The organism is Tritonibacter scottomollicae, from assembly GCF_003003215.1.
Classification (GTDB): domain Bacteria; phylum Pseudomonadota; class Alphaproteobacteria; order Rhodobacterales; family Rhodobacteraceae; genus Epibacterium; species Epibacterium scottomollicae.
The window spans coordinates 360,496-380,072 of the sequence record NZ_PVUF01000003.1 but is presented as its reverse complement, the minus strand read 5'-3'; the positions used below and the strand labels follow the sequence as shown (position 1 = coordinate 380,072).

The 19,577-nt window shown below is 64.8% G+C and carries 20 protein-coding genes; 11 read left to right on the top strand and 9 right to left on the bottom strand.

From position 1 onward, the window contains the following. Window positions 1–8: 8 nt before the first annotated feature. Genes pcaG through pobA form a run of 5 tightly spaced genes read right to left on the bottom strand, consistent with a single transcriptional unit; the run spans window position 9 to window position 3,702 of the window. Complete coding sequence (gene pcaG, locus CLV89_RS07800) at window positions 9–626, bottom strand: protocatechuate 3,4-dioxygenase subunit alpha (RefSeq protein WP_106163065.1); 618 nt, start codon at window positions 624–626, stop codon at window positions 9–11. A 2-nt stretch (window positions 627–628) separates the two neighbouring features. Then, window positions 629–1,351 carry a protocatechuate 3,4-dioxygenase subunit beta gene (pcaH, locus tag CLV89_RS07795; protein WP_106163064.1) on the bottom strand — a complete coding sequence of 241 codons (723 nt, stop codon included), beginning with the start codon at window positions 1,349–1,351 and terminating at the stop codon, window positions 629–631. Beyond that, window positions 1,348–1,752, bottom strand: coding sequence for a 4-carboxymuconolactone decarboxylase (gene pcaC, locus CLV89_RS07790; RefSeq protein ID WP_106163063.1), 405 nt, complete (start codon window positions 1,750–1,752; stop codon window positions 1,348–1,350). Before pcaC ends, pcaH begins: the two co-directional genes overlap by 4 nt. Continuing rightward, the gene (gene pcaD / locus CLV89_RS07785; protein ID WP_106163062.1) at window positions 1,745–2,533 is read right to left on the bottom strand and encodes a 3-oxoadipate enol-lactonase; all 789 of its coding nucleotides are present in this window, start codon (window positions 2,531–2,533) and stop codon (window positions 1,745–1,747) included. Before pcaD ends, pcaC begins: the two co-directional genes overlap by 8 nt. Next, window positions 2,533–3,702: a 4-hydroxybenzoate 3-monooxygenase gene (gene pobA / locus CLV89_RS07780; protein WP_106163061.1), complete on the bottom strand. Its 1,170-nt coding sequence runs from the start codon at window positions 3,700–3,702 to the stop codon at window positions 2,533–2,535. Before pobA ends, pcaD begins: the two co-directional genes overlap by 1 nt. 82 nt (window positions 3,703–3,784) lie before the next feature. Between pobA and pcaQ the strand changes: the two genes are divergently transcribed. Beyond that, window positions 3,785–4,723: a pca operon transcription factor PcaQ gene (gene pcaQ / locus CLV89_RS07775; protein WP_106163060.1), complete on the top strand. Its 939-nt coding sequence runs from the start codon at window positions 3,785–3,787 to the stop codon at window positions 4,721–4,723. Window positions 4,724–5,026: 303 nt separating this feature from the next. Here the strand turns inward: pcaQ and CLV89_RS07770 are convergent, their stop codons facing one another. Continuing rightward, on the bottom strand, window positions 5,027–6,655 hold the full coding sequence (locus CLV89_RS07770; protein WP_106163059.1) for a sulfatase-like hydrolase/transferase: 1,629 nt from the start codon (window positions 6,653–6,655) through the stop codon (window positions 5,027–5,029). Window positions 6,656–6,754: 99 nt separating this feature from the next. On the opposite strand from CLV89_RS07770, the gene CLV89_RS07765 reads away from it, so the two are divergent. Continuing rightward, on the top strand, window positions 6,755–7,561 hold the full coding sequence (locus tag CLV89_RS07765; RefSeq protein ID WP_106163058.1) for an IclR family transcriptional regulator: 807 nt from the start codon (window positions 6,755–6,757) through the stop codon (window positions 7,559–7,561). A 34-nt stretch (window positions 7,562–7,595) separates the two neighbouring features. Here CLV89_RS07765 and CLV89_RS07760 read toward each other — a convergent pair whose 3' ends face one another. Next, on the bottom strand, window positions 7,596–8,870 hold the full coding sequence (locus CLV89_RS07760; protein WP_106163057.1) for an NAD(P)/FAD-dependent oxidoreductase: 1,275 nt from the start codon (window positions 8,868–8,870) through the stop codon (window positions 7,596–7,598). Window positions 8,871–9,053: 183 nt separating this feature from the next. Here CLV89_RS07760 and CLV89_RS07755 point away from each other — a divergent pair, with 183 nt between their 5' ends. The 5 genes from CLV89_RS07755 (at window position 9,054) to CLV89_RS07735 (ending at window position 13,070) form a co-directional block, all read left to right on the top strand. Beyond that, window positions 9,054–9,461, top strand: coding sequence for a rhodanese-like domain-containing protein (locus tag CLV89_RS07755; RefSeq protein ID WP_106163129.1), 408 nt, complete (start codon window positions 9,054–9,056; stop codon window positions 9,459–9,461). A gap of 243 nt (window positions 9,462–9,704) precedes the next feature. Continuing rightward, the gene (locus tag CLV89_RS07750) at window positions 9,705–10,766 is read left to right on the top strand and encodes a Hint domain-containing protein (RefSeq protein ID WP_106163056.1); all 1,062 of its coding nucleotides are present in this window, start codon (window positions 9,705–9,707) and stop codon (window positions 10,764–10,766) included. Window positions 10,767–11,159: 393 nt separating this feature from the next. Then, window positions 11,160–11,780 (top strand): 30S ribosomal protein S4, encoded by a 621-nt coding sequence (rpsD, locus tag CLV89_RS07745; RefSeq protein WP_106163055.1) that lies wholly within the window; start codon window positions 11,160–11,162, stop codon window positions 11,778–11,780. 212 nt (window positions 11,781–11,992) lie between these two features. After that, window positions 11,993–12,580, top strand: coding sequence for a PA14 domain-containing protein (locus tag CLV89_RS07740; RefSeq protein WP_106163054.1), 588 nt, complete (start codon window positions 11,993–11,995; stop codon window positions 12,578–12,580). A 16-nt stretch (window positions 12,581–12,596) separates the two neighbouring features. Further along, window positions 12,597–13,070, top strand: a complete 474-nt coding sequence (locus CLV89_RS07735) for a GNAT family N-acetyltransferase (protein ID WP_106163053.1) — start codon at window positions 12,597–12,599, stop codon at window positions 13,068–13,070. Window positions 13,071–13,073: 3 nt separating this feature from the next. Here the strand turns inward: CLV89_RS07735 and CLV89_RS07730 are convergent, their stop codons facing one another. Then, a complete protein-coding gene (locus CLV89_RS07730; protein ID WP_106163052.1) occupies window positions 13,074–13,535 on the bottom strand; it encodes an Lrp/AsnC family transcriptional regulator in 462 nt (153 codons plus the stop codon). Window positions 13,536–13,641: 106 nt separating this feature from the next. Between CLV89_RS07730 and CLV89_RS07725 the strand changes: the two genes are divergently transcribed. The 4 genes from CLV89_RS07725 to CLV89_RS07710 all read left to right on the top strand — a co-directional run bounded on the left by CLV89_RS07725 (window position 13,642) and on the right by CLV89_RS07710 (window position 18,257). Continuing rightward, entirely contained in the window at window positions 13,642–15,066 is a 1,425-nt protein-coding gene (locus tag CLV89_RS07725; RefSeq protein WP_106163051.1) for an aminotransferase class V-fold PLP-dependent enzyme, read from the top strand. 283 nt (window positions 15,067–15,349) lie between these two features. Next, window positions 15,350–16,441 (top strand): histidinol-phosphate transaminase, encoded by a 1,092-nt coding sequence (gene hisC, locus CLV89_RS07720; protein ID WP_106163050.1) that lies wholly within the window; start codon window positions 15,350–15,352, stop codon window positions 16,439–16,441. After that, window positions 16,438–17,370 (top strand): prephenate/arogenate dehydrogenase family protein, encoded by a 933-nt coding sequence (locus CLV89_RS07715; protein ID WP_106163049.1) that lies wholly within the window; start codon window positions 16,438–16,440, stop codon window positions 17,368–17,370. The genes hisC and CLV89_RS07715 overlap by 4 nt, the downstream gene beginning before the upstream one ends. Then, a complete protein-coding gene (locus CLV89_RS07710) occupies window positions 17,367–18,257 on the top strand; it encodes an extensin-like domain-containing protein (RefSeq protein WP_106163048.1) in 891 nt (296 codons plus the stop codon). The genes CLV89_RS07715 and CLV89_RS07710 overlap by 4 nt, the downstream gene beginning before the upstream one ends. A gap of 272 nt (window positions 18,258–18,529) precedes the next feature. Here the strand turns inward: CLV89_RS07710 and CLV89_RS07705 are convergent, their stop codons facing one another. Next, complete coding sequence (locus tag CLV89_RS07705) at window positions 18,530–19,543, bottom strand: DUF2125 domain-containing protein (protein ID WP_106163047.1); 1,014 nt, start codon at window positions 19,541–19,543, stop codon at window positions 18,530–18,532. Between the last annotated feature and the right edge of the window lie 34 nt (window positions 19,544–19,577).

Sequence of the window (19,577 nt, the reverse complement as noted above, 5' to 3'; positions counted from 1 at the left end):
ATCTGGCCTCAGATGTCGAAAAACACGGTTTCATTATGCCCCTGAAGGCGAATGTCGAAATGGATGTGCCCGTCGCCCTTATCTTCGCCCATCAGGGTTTTGACGCGGGTCTGATGTTCGATACGGCTCAGGATCGGGTCGTCGGCATTGGCGTCTGCCTCGTCGGGGAAATACATCCGCGTGTGCAGGCCGAGGTTGATGCCCCGCGCCACGATCCAGAGCGTCACATGCGGGGCCTGCATGCGGCCATCGACAAAGGGCACCGCACCGGGTTTGACCGTCTCAAAGGCAAATTCACCCGTGGTCATATCCGAGGCACAGCGCCCCCAGCCGGTGAAGTTCGGATCTGCCGTGCCGCGCGTCTCGGCCGGGGAGTTGAACAGCCCGGCCGCGTCCGGCTGCCAGATCTCGATCATCGCATCGCGCAAGGGCGTGCCGGTGCCGTCGATGACGCGGCCAGTGATGCGGATGCGCTGACCCTGCACGTCGCCGGTGATCATCTCATGGCCGAGGTCTTGCGGGTAGACGCCTTCGATCTCGGCAAAATTCGGCGTGCATCCGATGTGGACGTAAGGCCCGGCGGTTTGCGAGGGGGATTCCTTCAGATAGCTCAACGGTTGCACCATGATCACAGCCCCTCCATGCGGTTTTCAAACATCGTCTGGCGGCGACCGCGCAGGGTGATGTCGAACTTGTAGGCCCGCGCATCCATCGGCACCGTGCGCGCCATGTCGAGCGCCGCGACCAGGCTCTCGATCCCCTCGCGGGTCGGGATGGTGTCGACGATGGGACAGTGCCAGATCAGCGGGTCGCCCTCGAAATACATCTGGGTGATCAGGCGCTGGGCAAACCCCGCACCAAAGATGGAAAAATGGATATGCGCCGGGCGCCAGTCGTTCATCGTGTTGGGCCAGGGATAGGGGCCGGGCAGGATGGTGCGGAACTCATAAAACCCCTGTGCGTCGCTGATGCAGCGCCCGCAGCCGCCGAAATTCGGGTCCAGCGGCGCCAGATAGCTTTCCTTCTTGTGGCGATAGCGCCCGCCCGCATTGGCCTGCCAGACCTCGATCAGCGCACCGGGCACACCACGGCCAAATTCGTCGCGCACTTGCCCATGCACGATGATGCGCGGGCCGATCGCCATGCCACCGTCCTTGGCAAAGTTCAGGATCAGGTCGTTGTCCAGCCTGCCCAGCATGTCATGGCCGAACACCGGCCCGGTTTCTTCCGCCAAAGTGGTGGGAAAGGACAGCGGCGCGTGACGCGGGCCGCGCGCCACCGATGTCTTGTAATCGGGCGTGATGCTGGGCGGATGCCAGCGCCGGTCGCGGTTTACATAGCCGTTGGTCATTCTTCGCCCGCCTCCTGTTCCATTTCAGCGTAAGTCTCCTTGGCCAGTTTCAGCGCGTGATTGGCGCGCGGCACCCCCGCGTAGATCGCCACATGCTGGAACACCTCCAGTATGTCGCTCTTGCTGGCGCCGGTGCGGGCGGTGGCGCGGATATGCATCGGGATCTCGTCGAAATTCCCCAGCGCGGCCAGCAGTGCCAGCGTCAGCATCGACCGCTCCCGGTCGCTGATCGCCTCGCTGGCCCAAACATTGCCCCACGCGGTCTCGGTGATCAATGTCTGGAACGGCGCATCAAGGGCGGTCTTGGCGGCCTCGGCCCGGTCCACATGGGCGTCACCCAGCACCTTGCGGCGGATCTGCATGCCGCTGATGTAGCGGTCGTTGGGGGGCTGTTTAGACATGGCCCAGCTCCTTCAGGAAATCGGTCAGCGCGCCAGCATAGGCGTCGGGGGCTTCGACACAGGGCAGGTGGCCCGTGTCCTCGACCAGGGTGAAGCGGGCGTCGGCGATCAACTCCAGCGTTGCCTCTACCAGCGCCGGCGGGCTGGCGCCGTCCTCACTGCCGGCAATGCCCAGCACCGGCTGGGTCAGCGATTGGCTGGTCGCACTCAGATCAGCGCCCGCGATGGCCTGGCAGCAGGCGACGTACCCCGCCTGCGGCGTGCGCTCCAGCATATGCCGCCAAGGAAGATGCGCCTCCGTCTGCAGGAAGCCGGGCGCGAACCAACGCTCGAGTATCATATCCGTCAGGGCCGCAATCCCGTCCGCCTCGATGGTGGCAATCCGGTCCTGCCACATCTGCGGCTCGCCCATTTTGGCGGCGGTGTTCGACAGCACCAGTGCCGAGATGCGTTCCGGCGCGCGCACGGCCAGCGCCTGACCGATCATGCCGCCGATGGAGAGGCCAACAAAGACGCAAGTCTCGACGCCTGCGTGATCCAAAAGCTCCAGCGCATCGCCCGCAAGGGTGTCGATGGAATAGGGGCCGGGCGGGCAGCTCGACAGCCCATGGCCGCGCATGTCGTAGCGGATCAGCCGCAGGTGTCGCGGCATACGCTCCACCACCGCGTCCCAAAGCCTCAGATCGGTGCCAAGGGAATTGGCAAAGACCACCGCAGGCCCCTCCGGGGGGCCATCCTCGCGCCAGTGCAGCGCCGCATCTGTCAGCTGCGCCACCCGCATCAGTAGGGCAGCCCGACGTAATTGGTGGCCAGCACCCGCTGGGCATCCTCATTGTCACGCAGGAAGGCCAGTTCCGCCGCCTGCATCTTCACATCAAACGGGCTCTGGTCCGGGAACCGATGCAAGAGTGAGGTCATCCACCAGCTGAACCGCTCCGCCTTCCAGACCCGAGCGAGGGCTTTTTCTGAATAACGATCAAGGCCTTCGCTGTCCTTGTCGTGGTAGAATTGCAGCAGGCCGGTATAGAGATAATGCACGTCCGAGGCGGCGGTGTTCAGCCCCTTCGCCCCGGTGGGGGGCACGATATGGGCGGCATCGCCACAGAGGAACAGCCGCCCCCAGCGCATCGGCTCGCTGACGAAGGAGCGCAGCGGCGCGATGGATTTCTCGATCGACGGGCCGGTCACCAGCGCCTCGCCCACCTCGGCAGGCAGGCGGCGGCGAAGGGTGTCCCAGAACCGCGTGTCAGTCCAATCGCCCACGTCATCGCCCAGCGAACACTGCACGTAATAGCGGCTGAGGCTGGCATTGCGCATCGAACACAGCGCAAACCCGTCCTCGGAATTGGCGTAGATCAGCTCGTCGTTGACCGGCGGGGTTTCCGACAGGATGCCGAGCCAGCCGAAGGGGTAGACCTTTTCATATTCGGTACGCACGGAGGTCGGAATGGTGCGGCGGCTGACGCCATGGAACCCGTCACAACCGGCGATGAAATCGCAATCAATGCGCTGTTCCCGCCCGTCTTTGTGGAAGGTCACGTAGGGCGCATCGGTGTCCGCGTCGTGAATGGCTGCATCCGACACGTCAAAAATCGTCTGCGCGCCAACCTTTTCGCGTGCCTCATAGAGATCGCGGGTGACTTCGGTCTGACCATAGAGCACCACCGATTTGCCGATCAGCGCCTGAAAATTGATCCCGAACAGGTCTTGGTTGTGCGAAATCAGCGTGCCCTCATGGCGAAAGCTCTCCCGCTCCAGCCGCGCACCGACACCGGCCTTGTGCATCAGCTCCACCAGCCCCTGTTCCAGGATCCCCGCGCGGATGCGGCTGAGGACATGCGTCTTACTGCGCCGTTCCAGCACCACGGTGTCAATACCCGCAAGATGCAGTAGCTGTCCCAGCAACATGCCCGACGGTCCGCCGCCGACGATCACCACCTGAGTCCGCATTGATGTCCTCCCCGTTTCCAGATGAGCGTATCATGCCGTTTCGGTATTCAAAAATGAGTTATCCGCGAATATACATATCGATATGGTAAACTATAAGCGTTCTCGGCAGGTGAAGGTCCGGCATATGCAATGCCTGTCGGAGGTGGTGGCGCGTGGCAGTCTCAAGGGCGCGGCGGAGCATCTGGGCCTGACCCAGCCAGCGATGTCGCGCACCCTGAAGGAGCTGGAGGAGATCCTCGGCACCACGCTGTTGCTGCGCAGTCGCGCCGGGGTGGAGCTGACCGAGGCGGGCGAGGTCTTTGCGCATTTTGCGGCGATGAGCCTGGCGGCGCTGGATCACGGGCTGGAAAGTGTCGACCGCACCCGTGGCGGCGTGCTGCGGCAGGAGGTGACAGTGGGGGCCTTGCCGAGCGTGGCGGCGGGGCTGCTGCCGAAGGTTGCCGAGGGGTTCCGGCGGCTGGCACCGGAAGCGGTGCTGCGGCTCTCGGACGGGCCGCATGGCATGTTGGTGGACCTGTTGCGCAGCGGCGCGGTCAGCATGGTGATCGGGCGGCTTGGCGATCCAGCGTCGATGCAGGGGGTGTCCTTCACCCAGCTCTATACGGAGGAGGTGGTCTGCGTGGTGCGCCCGGGTCATCCCTGTCTAGCGGCGCCCGACCTGAGCGACCTGGGCCGCTGGCCGGTGATCTTTCCGCCCACCACCGCCGCCATCCGCCCGCAGGTGGAACGCTGGCTGATCAGTCACGGGTTGTCCGAACCGCCGCAGCGGATCGAGACGGTTTCCGGCGCTTTTGCCCGGGTGCATGCGCGTGACACGGATGCGATCTGGATGATCTCGCATGGGGTGGTCCGCAACGAGCTGGCGGACGGGCGGCTGATCCGGCTGCCGTTTGACACCTCGCTCACCAAGGGGCCGGTTGGGCTGATGCAGCGACAGGAGGCGGAGCCGACACCGCTGGAGCGGCTGTTCGTGAAGGCGCTGCAGGAGGCGATCGGCGCGCTGGGCTATGATGTGAGCTGAGCTATCGTGTGCCGACCGGGGAGAGCTTCCGCGCCCGCAGGTGCCTGGCCCGCGGCAGGACCCGTTGGCGACCTTGGGCCCAGCGCCCGGACAGGGTCCGGGCGCAAGGGGGCGCTGCCCCCTCGGGCCTTGCGGCCCTCACCCCCGAGATATTTGGAAAAAGATGAAAGGCAGGGTAAGCGCACGCCGCGCGTCAGCGCGGCGCCGGGCCCAACCGGGCAAGGGGATCTGTGATCCCTGCTGGACGGGCGGGAGTGCCCCCGGCGTGGCGGTTAGGACCGGCGAATTGTGCCCTGCGTTTGGTCAGCTGGGAGGTTTGCCGCGATACTTCTGGGTTAAGTCAGCTGGCACGTCATCCGCCTCATAGACTCCCAACAGGATGCCCTTGCCGCGCGAGGCCCCACGCCCGGAGATGATCTGCGCGTCGGAACGGGTGAGGCGCTGCGACATGCGTCGTCCCCATTGGCCCAGACGCGCATACATCAGATCGATCACCGCGCCATGATCGGCGCTGCGGCCAAGGTCGTGAAGCTCTTGCGGGTCGTTTTTCAGATCGAACAGCATTGGCGGCAGGCCACCTTCGGCGTGCATGAATTTCCAGCGCGTGTCCGTCACCATAAACAGCCGCGCATCGCGGGGGGCAATCCCCAGCTTCACGCTCATCGGCGTGCCGGAATAATCGTATTCGCTGACCGCATACTCCCGCCATTCTTCGGGTGATCGGCCATGCAGCCAGGGCGTCAGCGCCCGGCCTTCGAGGATGTGATCGGCCACCTCGCCGCCTGCGGCCTCCACGAAGGTGGGCAGCAGGTCGATGTTTTCCACCAGCGCGGCGCAGGTGGTGCCACGGGTGGCATCGGCCGCGCGCCGGGGGTCATAGACGATCATCGGCACTTTCACGGAGGGTTCGTGAAAGAGATCCTTCTCACCCAGCCAGTGATCGCCCAGATAGTCTCCGTGGTCAGACGTGATCACGATCATCGTGTCCTGCATCCGGCCGGTGTCCTCAAGGTATTGAAACAGTCGCCCCATCTGGTCGTCGCATTGCTTGATGAGGCCCATATAGGCCGGGATCGCCGCCTGTCGGACTTCCTCGCGCGAGAAGGCCTGACCGATGGCATTGCCCATGAAGGCGCCGTAGACCGGGTGCGGATCGTCGCGCTCAGCGGGGTCTTTGACGGCGGGCAGCACATGGTCCGGCCCGTACATGTCGTGATAGGGCGCGGGCACGATATAGGGCCAATGCGGCTTGATGTAGCTCACATGCGCGCACCATGGCCCTTGGGCCTGTTCAATGAACTCAATAGTCTTGGTGGTGAGCCACGGGGTCTCGCTGTCTTCCTCGGCAATATTCGCAGCCTTCTGCGCATTGGCCATGAACCAGCCAGACGCCATCTCTTCGCCCTCAAGCCCCGCATTGGCGAAGTCGTGCCAGGGGTTGTGGCCCGCGTAGCCCTTTGATTTCAGGTACTCATTATAGGGGCTGCGCTTTTGGTCATAGAACCCGTCCGGCCCTTCGGCCCAGAGACCATCGTCGCGAATCCAGACGTCAAAGCCACATTCCGCCTGGCGTGCGCCAATCACACTGTCGGGGCTGAGGCCGAGGCGGGCCATGCCCTCGCTGTCGGCGTTCATATGGGTTTTGCCAATGAGCCAGCAGCCCATGCCCGCCTTGCGCAGGTGATCCCCCATGGTCCATTCGCCCACCCGCAGCGGCGAGTTGTTCCACTGCGCCCCGTGGCTGGACACATAGCGCCCGGTGTAGCAGCTCATCCGGGCCGCGCCGCAGATGGGCGACTGCACATAGGCGTTGGTAAACCGCACGCCGCGCTGTGCCAGCCGGTCGATATGCGGCGTCTCCAGATGCGGATGGCCGGCGCAGCTCAGATAGTCGAACCGCAGCTGGTCGAACATGATGAAGAGGATATTCATGGCGCGCGCTGCTCCCGTGGTGTCGGCACCAAGCCTAGAAGAGGGCAGAGGGCGCAGAAAACCTTTGTCAAATCGTGCCGCAGGGTGGCATGAGGGGCCATGCTGAAGGAAAACCGCTCACTTGATCGCGGGATCGAGATCCTGGAAACGCTCGCGCGCGAGGGCGCCATGTCGCTGGCGGATCTGCATCGCGCCACCGGATTGCCCAAGAGCACCATCCGGCGGTTGCTGCAGACGCTGATACAGCGCAAGATCGTGCGCCGCTCGCTGGCGGATCAGCTCTATCGCACGCTGCTGGTGTTTCCCGATATATCCGGCGAGGTGATGCCGAAGGGGATGTTGCAGATGGCCGATGCGGCGATCCCGCGGGCGCTGGCGCTGACGCAGCAGATCGGCTGGCCGTCGGACATCCATATCCGCGAGGCGCGCAGCATGCGCATCATCGACAGCACCCGGCAGGCCAGCAATTTCCACGTCGAACAGGGTCAGATCAACCGGCAGGTCAGCCACTTCGGCTCAGCCACAGGGCTGGCCTGTCTGGCGGCAATGGGCGACGGCGAGATCGCTGCCATCTATGAGGCGCTGAAAACCGACCGGCACTGGGGGCCGGTGCGCTTTGGCCTGGACCTTGCCACGCTGATGCAGCGGATCGCGCAAATTCGCGCCCAGGGCTATGCCGAGCGGCTGCCGGCGCATCTGAGCGACCGGGAATGGGACACTGACCTGCGCGCCATCGCGGTGCCGATCAAGGCGCGCGGGCAGGTACTTGGCGGGATCTCGGTGCTGTGGCTCAGGACCTACAAGCCGGTGCAGGGTTTTGCGGCGCTGCATCTGGAGGCGCTGCAGCAGGCCGCCCGCGACATCAACGCGGCCCTGGATCTGGTCTGGGACGACACCACCGGCTGATCGAGCTGACCCGGGCTGATCCAGGGCCGCCGGATCAGAGCAGGCTTTCGGCGGTCTGTTTGGCAAGGAAGGCCGTGCGATAGAGCGGTGCCTTCAGCGCGCGGCCCCGGTCCGGCACCAGATCGGTGATCGGCAGTGGCAGGCTCTCTTCCGGTGCGCCGGAGAACAGCTCCGCCAGCGCCCGGCCAAACAGCGTGCCAGTGGTGATGCCGCGGCCATTGTAGCCCACCGGAGTGTAAAGCCCGTCATCCAGCCGGTGAATGCGGAACAGATGGTCGGGGGTAAAGGCGATCTGCCCGTGCCAGGCGTCCTCGAAACTCAGCGGCCCGAGGGCCGGGTACAGACGGCGCAGCTTGCGCTCCGCCCAGCGGCGCGACAGACCCGTGGTGCCGCCCACCACTGACCCCATGGAGCCGATGATCAACCGCCCGGCCTGATCGCGGCGCAGCGAGAACATGATCTTGCCGGTGTCCCACAGGCCTTGCCCCTCGGGCAGGATCGCCTGCGCCTCCTCGCCAAGAGGAGCGGTGGCCAGCTGGAAGAACTGGATCGGGGTGAAGCTCTGTTCCAGTCCCGGCCACAGTCCGGTGCTATAGGCATTGGTGGCCAGCACCACCTGGCCTGCGGTAATGACGCCGCGCTTCGTCTCGACCTTCCAGCTGTCGCCGTCCTTCTTTAGCGACAGCACCTTGGTGCCGGTGGAGATCTCCGCCCCTGCCGCCCGCGCGGCGCGGGCCAATCCGCGTGCGTATCCCATCGGGTTGATGGTGCCGGCGCGGGCATCCAGCAGGCCACCGTGGAATTTGCCTGTGCCGGTCTTTTCCGCCGTCTCTGCAGCGCTCAGCAGGCGCACCGGCGCACCGCGTGCCTGCCAGGCGGCGGCGCGGGCCTCCAGGTCGCGCAGGCCCGAGGGCGCATGGGCGGCGTGGATGGTGCCCGCGCGGGTCGCCTCGCAGCGGATCTGATATTGCTCGATCAGCGAGAACACGTAGTCGGGCATATCCCCCAACTCCCGCACCAATGCGGCGCCATGGCGCTGGCCCAGCAGATGCTCCACCTCCTGCGGCGGCAGCCACAGCCCGGCGTTCACCAGCCCGACATTGCGCCCGGAACCGCCATGGCCGATCTCCTCGGCCTCCAGCACATGGCACGACAGCCCCTTGAGCGCCCCGTGCAGCGCGGTCGAAAGGCCGGTGTAGCCGCCACCGACGATGGCCACGTCGACTCGCGCATCCTGTTGCAGCGGCTCGGAATGGGTGGGTTCTGCGGACGAGCGGTCCCACAGGGAAATGGACGTGTCTGCGCTCACGTTGGACGCCTCACATGCTAGGGGTGCGCCCGGAGCGGGGATGCCCGCCGGGCCTGCAGGGAACACTGGGGCAGCGCAGAACGCCTGTCAATCGGCTGCGTGACACGGGCTGGCGCAGCGCCCCGACTGGGCCTAGAGTACTGGAAACGCAGCAGGGCTCGACCCACAGCAGGAGGCGACATGATGGCCAAGCTCAAGACCTCATCGGCGGACATGGTGGCATCAGCCCGCGCCCGCATCGCGGAGATCGACAGCGCGGATGCGATTGCGCTGCATGGGCGCGACGACGTGATCTTTGTCGATCTCCGCGACGTGCGCGAGCGTCAGCGCACGGGCTTTATTCCCGGCAGCTTTCACTGCCCCCGTGGCATGCTGGAGTTCTGGGTGGATCCCGACAGCCCCTATTTCAAGGAGATCTTCGCCGAGGAGGACAAGCGGTTCGTCTTTCACTGCGCGTCTGGCTGGCGCTCGGCGCTTTCGGTGGCGATGTTGCAGGACATGGGATTTGAGGCCGCGCATATCAGCGACGGCTTCTCCGGCTGGGTGAAGGCAGAGGGGCCGGTGGTGCCAGCGGTAGATAGCGCCGACTGAACCCGAATCCCTCAGTAAGCTCAGGAACTTTCCCCGCCGTGCTGCGGCGCGCCCTTTTTGTTTCGCCTTGTCGTGGCGCAGATCACCGCTGTCCTGCGCCCCGCAGGAGAGGGTGACGTGGCCATTTCATCACGGTTCATTTGGGAATAGTGCCCCTGGCCCCTGTGTGAGGACTTTCCCGCCGCGCCTCAATTTGTTAACGCTTCGTTAAAATAAGAAGCAGTGACTGAGGCAGGCTAGAGCATGAAGACGGGCTTTCGTGGCACGTTTGTCATTTCCTGGACGCAGACAGAAATCGACGGTCTCGAGGCAGCGCCGATATCTGCGCTCGATGTCGGTGCCGCGTGGTCATGGCATGGGGATGCCCTGCGCGTGGATGGACCGTCGGACCTATTGCGTCTCGACATGGCAGATGGCGAAAAGGATCTCCGCCGGCGCGCGGCGCATTCGGTGCGTCGTCTTGTTGGCGCAGCCGTGCAGAATCGCACTGATATTCATGCGATCAACGTCAAGGATCCGGTGATGGACAGCAGCTTTGTCGTCACCAATGGGGTGCGCAGCTATACGGTGACCGTGATTGATGCCGGCAAGGGGCGACCACCTCTGCTGATGTTTGTCGATGACATGCCGCCGCGCCACACCGATCTCTGGGTCGTACATCATGCGCTTGGGTCCTTGGGCGTGGCTCAGGCGCCGCGCGATCCGGGGGTGATCTGCTTTACCCCCGGCACCCGCATCGCCACACCAGATGGGCCCAGAACCGTCGAAACCCTGCGTGAGGGCGACCGGGTGCAGACCCGCGACAACGGTGTCCAGATGATACATTGGATCGGCGCGCGGCGTATGACGGGCGCGCGGCTCTTCGTGATGCCGCAGCTGCGTCCGGTGCGCATCGGCGCGGGCGCGCTTGGCATTGACCGCCCCGAACAGGAGCTGCTGGTCTCTCCCGAACACCGCATGTTGTTGCGCGGCCCTGCGGCGCAGGCGCTGTTCAATGAGCCGGAAGTTCTGGTGGCCGCGCGTGATCTGGTGAATGATCGCACGATCCAGGTGGACCGCGCCGTGACAGAGGTGACCTATGTCCATCTTCTGCTGGAGAATCATCAGGTGCTCTGGGCCAACGGAGTGGAGACAGAGAGCTTTCATCCGGCCCACGCGGCCCTGTCGGCGCTGGATGATTCTGATCGCAAGCGGCTGCTGCGGCAGTTGCCGGATATCGAAGGCGACCCGAGCAGCTATGGCGGTTTCGCCCGTCGCAATCTCTCTGCCTCGGAGGCGGCCATTCTGCTGCATGACGCAGCCTAGCACCGCCGCGTTGATCGCGCTGTGGTTCGGGATTTGTGAGGGCGGGCAGGGCATCCAGTCCCAGTGTCCCAGCAGATCTGCTGTTGTGACCTGACCGAAGGTCCCGGCGCGGCAATGGCCGCTGGATTGAGCGGGGCCATAATCCGCGGCTTCTCCCTTGACACCACAGCGCGTTCCTATAGAAGCGCGGCTTCATTGGTGTTGGTGGCTCCCGCAAGGGAATGCCTGTCATGGCAGAGGGTCGCAAGATCCAAACCCAAGAGGACAACGCCCTTTATCGCCGTGGCGAGCCTGATCTGGTTCTGACGGTTGTGTGTCGCTCGCGTCCGCAACCGAAAAGTGGGAACCGGTTTTCGGAGCAAGTCGCGGAGCCAAATATAAAGGAGAACAGCCGTGACCAAACGCACGTCTGCCAAGTACAAAATTGACCGTCGCATGGGCGAAAACATCTGGGGCCGCGCAAAATCCCCGGTGAACCGTCGTGAATATGGCCCCGGCCAGCACGGTCAGCGCCGCAAGGGCAAGCTTTCCGATTTCGGTATCCAGCTGCGCGCCAAGCAGAAGCTGAAAGGCTACTACGGCGACCTGACCGAAAAGCAATTCCGTCGCATCTACGGCGAAGCCGAGCGTGTGAAGGGCGACACCGGTGAAAACCTCATCGGTCTGCTGGAGCGTCGTCTGGACGCCGTCGTCTACCGCGCCAAGTTCGTGCCGACCGTCTTTGCGGCCCGTCAGTTCGTCAACCACGGCCACGTGCTGGTGAACGGCAAGCGCGTCAACATCCCCTCCTACCGTGTGAAAGAGGGTGACGTCATCGAAGTGCGCGACAAGTCCAAGCAGAACGTTGCTGTTCTCGAGGCCGTGCAACTGGCCGAGCGTGACGTGCCTGACTACATCGAAGCCGACCACTCCAAGCTGACCGCCACCTTCGTGCGCGCGCCCTCGCTGGCCGACGTGCCGTACCCGGTGATCATGGAACCGAACCTCGTGGTCGAATTCTACGCCAAGAACTGATCCTGTCGCCCGCAGGGCGTATTGGATACGAGATTTGCAAAAGCCGCTCCCGAAAGGGGCGGCTTTTCTTCTTTTGTGTGGAGCGGGTGGGCTTGCGCGCCGCATGACGTCAGGAATCTCTTGGGTCATCGCGGGTTTGCTGCCTATGGTGCCCCTGACACCGGCCCCAACCCCAGAACAAATACGTGGTCCGGACAGATTGGGAGTTCACCATGTCGATCACATCCGCCACCCTTCGCACCCTCACGCTTGCCACCGGGCTGATTGCCGGGTTGGCCGCCGCCGCGGTTGCCGCCCCGGTGCAGCTGACACCCGCAGACCCGCAGCCTTCGGGGCTGAAGCCGGGGCTTTCGGTGCGCTATGCTTATCCCTCGGACGTCAAGAGCCTGGGCGCGGCCCGCAACGCGCTGAAATACAAGGTCGAACAGGGCGCGCCGCTCAAGGGGCTGGACTACCGCGACACCGAGCTGGGCGAGAATGTCCTCACCTCCAAGCGGGCCGAACGGGTGGTGGCCGATATTCGGGGCTATGTGCGATTTGACGCGCCCGGAGTCTATACCATCGATTTTCTGACCAACGACGGGCTGCACGCTGTGGTGGGCGGCCAGCTAGTTGGCGAATTTGATGGCCGTCAGGCCTGCGAGGAGACTTTTGCGGTAGAGGTCGAGGTGCCGCAAGCGGGCTGGTATCCGCTGCAGGCGCTCTGGTTCCAGCGCACCAACACGGCTTGTTTGCACATGCGCGCCGCGCCTGCGGGCAAACGCCCGACCTGGATGCCCAACGCGGCCTTCGGACACTGATCGGCGCCACCGGAGTATGCAGATCAACTATCACCCAGCGGAGCTTTCGGATGCGGCGGGTATCTCCGCCGTGCTCGAGGCGCTGCGCAGGGCTGGCAAGCGGCACAAGGCAGGGGATGCCGCCTTTGTCCGGACGCATTACATCCGCCATCCCGACCAGTTGGCCTGCACCGTTGCAACCGATGAAACGGGCGTGGTTCTTGGCTTTCAATCGCTGAAGCGCGCGGTGCCCGGAAACCCCTATGGCGCCCCGGTGGGCTGGGGCGTGATCGGCACCCATATTCATCCAAGCTCGGCGCGTTGCGGGATTGGGCGGGGGCTGTTTGCCGTCACCACGGCGGCGGCACGGCGGGCTGGACTGCCCGCCATTGACGCCCTCATCGGTGCCGATAATGCCGAAGGGTTGGGCTATTACGCCGCCATGGGGTTTGTCGACCATCGCTCTGAACCCGGTGGCGTCGGCAAGGCATTCCATTTGCCGCGCGGCTAAGCCTCAGACCGGCAGCGGACGCCCCTCGGCGATTGTTTCCATCGCGAAATAGGACGTCACGCTGTCCAGTTCCACGCCACCGATCAGCCGCTGATAGACCTTGTCGTAACTGGCCATGTCGCGGGTCACCACCTTCAGCTGGTAATCGTAATCGCCGCCGATGCGATGGAAATCCACCACTTCGGGAATGGTCAGCACATGACGCCGGAACTGCGCCAGCCAGTCTGCCGAATGATGCCGGGTGCGCAGCATGACAAAGACCACCAGACCGAGATCCAGCTGGCTGCGATCCACCTCCGCCCGGGTGCCGCGCAGAATACCCTTGTCCTGCAAGGCCCGAAGCCGCCGCCAGCAGGCGTTCTGCGACAGGCCGACACGCTCCGCCAGGTCGCGCTGCGACAGGCTGCCGTCCCTTTGCAGGATATGCAGGAGGTCGCGGTCAATCTGATCTATGGTTTTTGCCATTTCTCGATCATATGATAGCGAATTAGCGCTGTCACCTGTGATGTTTTGTGAAAATGACCCTGCTTAGGTGGTCTATGATGAGCAAAATAACCATGAGGGCGCAAAAATGATCCTGCAAGAGTTCAAAACGGCGATCAAACACACCGCGGATGCGGGCAAGCTGGCTGAAACGCTGATCGGCGAGGGGGTGATGATCCCCGGCCTGAACGGCGATGTGCCGCTGGTCTATGCGGATTACGTGGCCTCAGGCCGCGCCATGCGCCCGGTGGAGGCGTTCATCGCCGAGAAACTGCTTCCGTTCTACGCCAATTCCCACACCGAAGCCTCCTATTGCGGGCAATATGTGACCCGCCTGCGCCGCGAGGCCCGGGCCGAGATTGCGCGGCTCACCGGGGCGGGGCAGGCGTGCGAGGTGATCTTTGCCGGCTCCGGCGCGACGGCGGGGCTGAACCGGCTGGTGAAACTGCTCGGGGTTGAGCAGGCGGAGCGGCCGGTGGTCTTCATCGGCCCCTACGAGCATCACTCCAACATCCTGCCTTGGCGCGAGAGCCGGGCCGAGGTGGTGGAAATCCCCGAGGGCGCAGAGGGTGGCGTCGATCTGGCGGCCTTGGAGGCGGCATTGCTGCAGCATGCGGATGCGGATCTGAAGATCGGCAGCTTCTCGGCCGCCTCGAATGTCACGGGTATCGTCACCGATCCGGACCCGGTGACCCGGCTGTTGCGGGCGCATGGGGCGCGGGCGGTCTGGGATTATGCCGGGGGCGGGCCCTATTTGCCCATCGACATGGGGGAGCATGGCGCTGAGCCAAAGGACGCCGTAGTGGTCTCGCCGCATAAATTCCCCGGTGGTCCAGGTGCCTCCGGGGTGCTGATCCTGCGCCGCGAGGCGGTGCGCTCGACCATGCCCTCCTGGCCCGGTGGTGGCACCGTCAGTTTCGTGTCGCCTTGGTCGCATCGCTACGCCGACAGTCTTGCCGCGCGCGAAGAGGCGGGCACGCCCAATGTGGTTGGTGACATCCGCGCCGCGCTGGCCTTTCTGGTCAAGGAAGCGGTGGGGCAGGAGTATATCGAGGCGCGCGAGGCGCAGTATGCGGCCAAGGCCCGCGCGGCATGGGGGGCGCTGCCGGGCTTGACGCTGCTGGGTCATGAGAGCGCACATCGGCTGCCGATCTATTCCTTTACGGTGCGCGGGGCCTCCGGTGCGCCGGTGCATCAGCAGCTTTTCACCCGCATGCTGAGTGATGTCTATGGCATCCAGGCCCGCGGTGGCTGTGCCTGTGCGGGACCTTATGCGCACCGGCTGCTGGAGATCGACCAGCCTCAGTCCGAGGCTCTGCTCGGCGATCTTCTGGCAGGGCGCGAGTTGCAGAAACCCGGCTGGGTGCGGCTCAATTTCTCCTACCTGATGGAGGAGGAAACGGTGGATTATGTGATCGAAAGCGTTGCTAAATTGGTGGCGGAGGCAGAACAAATCGCCGCGTCCTATGATGCTGATCCGAGTACCGCCCGGTTCCAGCCGCGCGCTGCGTAAAGACGTAGCGCATCGGATGCCTGTGTTTGCATGAGCCGTTGAATTGAGAGGTTTCGCCTCGGGCTTTGCCCGAGGCGACCCGCGCCGCGCGCCCCTTTTGGGGCGCGCGGCGCGGCCCGGCCCAACGGGAGGATCTGTCCGCTTGCGGGCAGGAGCGACGGGCGGGAGCACGCCCTCCCATCCCGGATTGCGCGCCACTGGTGTAGGCCTGCGCGCAGTTGCCGCTTTTCCCATCGCCTTCAGACCGCTATGAGAGACGGGTTCGCGAAGGAGCTCGACCGATATGACCCAAATCACGCCGCAACCCGGTATCATGGACATCGCCCTGTATCAGGGGGGCGCGGCCCATGTGGACGGGGTGAGCAATGTGACCAAGCTCTCCTCCAATGAAAACCCGCTGGGCGCCAGCCCCAAGGCGGTGGAGGCCATGGCCCAGGCTGCGGCCAAGATGCATCGCTACCCAAGTTCCGACCATATCGCCCTGCGCACTGCAATTGCCGAGACCCACGGGCTCGACGCGGATCGCATCATCTGCGGCGCGGGCAGTGACGAGATCATCGCCTTTCTCTGCCAGTGCTACGCTGGTCCGGGTGACGAGGTGCTTTATACTGAGCACGGCTTTGCCATGTACCGCATCTCTGCGCTGGCCGCCGGCGCAACCCCGGTCGAGGTCAAGGAGCGCGAGCGTGTCACCGATGTGGACGCGCTCCTGGCAGGCTGCACACCGCAGACCAAGCTGGTCTTCATCGCCAATCCCAACAACCCCACCGGCACCATGATCTCCGAGGCCGAGGTGGCCCGGCTTGCCGATGGCCTGCCCAAGGGCGCGCTGCTGGTGCTGGATGGTGCCTATGCGGAATATGTCGAGGGCTTTGATGCCGGTGCAAAGCTGGTCGAGGCCCGCGACAATGTGGTGATGACGCGGACCTTCTCCAAGATCTACGGGCTTGGTGGTGCGCGCATCGGCTGGGGCTATGGCCCGGCCGAGATCATCGACGTGCTGAACCGTGTGCGCGGGCCCTTCAACGTGTCCTCCACCGCATTGGCGGGGGCGGAGGCGGCGGTGCGCGACCGCGACTACGTGGAGGCCTGCCGGGTTGAGAACGCGAAATGGCGCGGCTGGCTTGCCGATCAGCTGGCGGAGGCGGGTGTGCCGTCGGATACCTCCTGCACCAATTTCATCCTCGCCCGCTTTGCCAGCCAGTCCGAGGCCGAGGCCTGCGATGATTTCCTCAAGGCCCGCGGCCTGATCGTGCGCCGGGTGGCGGGCTATAACCTGCCCACCGCGCTGAGGATCACTATCGGGGATGAGACCGCCTGCCGCGCCGTGGCTGCGGCCGTGAAGGCGTTTAAATCCGGGCAGGGCACAGAATGACCGAAGCGCAGGCTAAACCCGTCTACAACCGCGTGGCGCTGATCGGCTTGGGGCTTATCGCCTCGTCGATGTTCTGGGCGATGAAACGCTCCGGTCTTGCGGGCGAGGTCACCGGCTACGCCCGCAGCGCCGAGACCCGCGACACCGCTCGCCGCATCGGCCTGTGCGATCGCATCTGCGACACGCCACAAGAGGCCGTCGAGGGCGCCGACCTGGTGGTGCTCTGCGTGCCTGTCGGCGTGATGGGCGCTGTCGCCGCCGAGATCGCCCCGGTGCTGATGCCGGGGGCCACGCTCTCCGATGTGGGATCGGTGAAGCGCCATGTGATCGAGGATGTCGCGCCGCATATCCCCGAGGGGGTGCATTTTGTCCCCTCCCACCCGCTGGCCGGCACCGAACACTCCGGGCCCGAATCGGGCTTTGCCGAACTGTTCGACAACCGCTGGAGCCTGCTGGTGCCGGTAGAGGGCAGCGATCCAGAGGCGGTGGCCCGTCTTCGCGCGCTCTGGGAGGGCATGGGCGCGCATGTGGAGGAAATGGACGCCGACCACCACGATCTTGTGTTGGCGGTGACAAGCCACGCGCCACACCTCATCGCCTACACCATGGTTGGCGTGGCCGATGATCTGCGCCGGGTCACGGATAGTGAGGTTATCAAGTATTCCGCTGCGGGTTTTCGCGATTTCACCCGGATTGCGGCCTCCGATCCAACCATGTGGCGCGATGTGTTCCTGACCAACAAGGATGCGACGCTGGAAATCCTCGGTCGCTTCACCGAGGAGCTCTTTGCCCTGCAACGTGCCATCCGCACCGGCGACGGTGAACATCTGCACGCCTATTTCACCCGCACTCGCGCGATCCGTCGCGGCATCATCGAGGCTGGCCAGGATACGGATGCGCCGGACTTCGGGCGTGGGCCGAAGAAATGAGCGTGCGGGCGCATATGAGGCTGGCCGGGGTTGCGCTGGTTGTGCTTCATGCGGCCAGCAATGTCAGCACTGCCGCGCCGGAAACCACCCCGCGGCCACCGCTTGAACGGGGCACAGAGGTGGCACTGGCGGAGGTCTCTGACCTGTCTGCGTCTGCCGCAGTCAGCGCGACGGCCGCCACTGTGGTCATGCCATCGCTGGCGGCTCAGCTGCGCCCACATATCCGCCCCGTGTCGCCACAGATCCTGGCCGCCGCCGCGCGCCCGATGGATCTGAGTCCGGTGGCGCCAGGGGCGACCCTGCGCCCGATGATGCGCACACCGGAGTTCATGCAGCAGGTGCTGTTTGGTCGCGCCAAAAAACGGCGCGGCTCGGTCTGCGGTGTCTTGGACATTCAGGGTGAGGTCGCGGGCGACATCCCTGGCAAGCTCAAGGGCTGTGGTGCCAAGAATGCGGTGCGGGTACGCTCGGTTTCCGGGGTTGCGCTCAGCACACCGGCGCTGATGACGTGCGACACCGCCAAGGCGCTGAACAAATGGGTGTCGCGGGATGTGGAAACGGCCTTTGGCCGATCCAACCGCGTTGTGCGGCTACGGGTGGCCGCGCATTACAGCTGCCGCACCCGCAACAACCGGCCCGGCGCTAAAATTTCTGAGCACGGGCGCGGGCGGGCGATCGACATTTCTGGGTTCACTCTGGAGAATGGCACCACCGTGAGCGTCCTCAAGGGCTGGCTCGACAAGCCCACCCGCAAGGCACTGCGTCGCATGTGGAAATCCGCCTGCGGTCCGTTCCACACGGTGCTGGGACCGGAGGCCGACATCTATCACCGCGATCATTTTCACCTCGACACAGCCCGTCATCGCAGTGGCCGCTACTGTCGCTAAGGGCATCGTCGCGGATCTTGTGGTTCGCGCCGCGCAGTCAGCGCTGGGTCGTCCGGGCAAAATCGCTAGGGCAGGGCTCCCGCCCCCGCAGGTGCACGCCCCCTGACGTGGGCCTCCCCCTTGGCGGGGTTGGGCCGGGCAGCCTGTCCCGGATCGGGACAGGCTGCGGCGCCGGGCCGAAGGGCCCGGCGCCATGCCCAACGCGGAGCGATGTGCCCCGCAGGGGCGCAGCGAACCGGGGCGGGAGCCCCCCCATTAGCCCTTGCACAGCCTCAGCGGATGATCAAGCGCGGGGCAGGGCCAAGCGGGATCGGGCCGATGGTGATATAGCCACCGCGAAAGCCAAGCGTGATGTCCAGATCCTCCGGGTTGCCGCTGGCGCGCGCCAGTATCGCCACCACGCGTGCGGTCTGATCTCGTGCCCCAGGGGTGATAAAGCCGGTATCCACCGCCATATCCAGAAACTCGGCCCAGGCTTCCACCTGCAGCGCCAGCTCGCCGGTGAGGACGCCCGAGGCATCCACATCCAGCGTTCCGGTGCTCTTCAGCCGCATCTCGCCCCAGCGGGCCTCCAGCCGATCAAGGTCAATCCGGCGCGGTTGCGGGCGACGGTCCTCCAGTGCGCTGCGATCCCAGGCGGTGTCGAACGTCACATCTGCCTGCAGGGTCAGAGTGTCGAATGTTTGTGGCAGCTCGGGCGCGGCCCGCAATAGACGGCGCAGGCGGAGGCCGGGGCGAAAGGCGCGGGCTTGCATGTCGATCCGATACGCCTCCGGCTCAGCGCCTTGCACCATGCGCAGATCCAGATCCTCGGCGCTGAGCGTGATGGTCTCGCCATCACCGATGCGCCACGCGCCCGAACTCAGCCCTAGCTCTTCGAGCTCCAGCGCAAGACCGGGCGCGAGGAACAGATCCGCGCGCAGCCCTTCAGTGCCGATCACGGCGGTCTGGTCAAAATAGGACAGACGCTGATCTCCATCGGCAAACCGCAGGCTCTGACGTCCGGGCCAGATCGCGGGGCTGTGCAGTTCCAGCCAGTCTGCGCGCCACGCCGCCCCGGTGCCCGGATCGGCCAGTGTGGGGGCGTCGATGCGGGTCACATGGCGCCAGGGAAAGCCCCCCAGCGCACCTCGGGGCGCAATGCCGCCCACCTCCACCTGCCAGCCGCGTGCCGCCTGTGTCTCAAACCAGTTCGCAACGCTTTGACGCAGGCCCCATGCCGCGACGGCCCAATAGAGCATCCAGATGACACAGAGCCCCAGAAGGACCTTCAACCCGCGTTTCATGCCGCACTGCCCCTTTTGTTTCCACCCGTTTTGC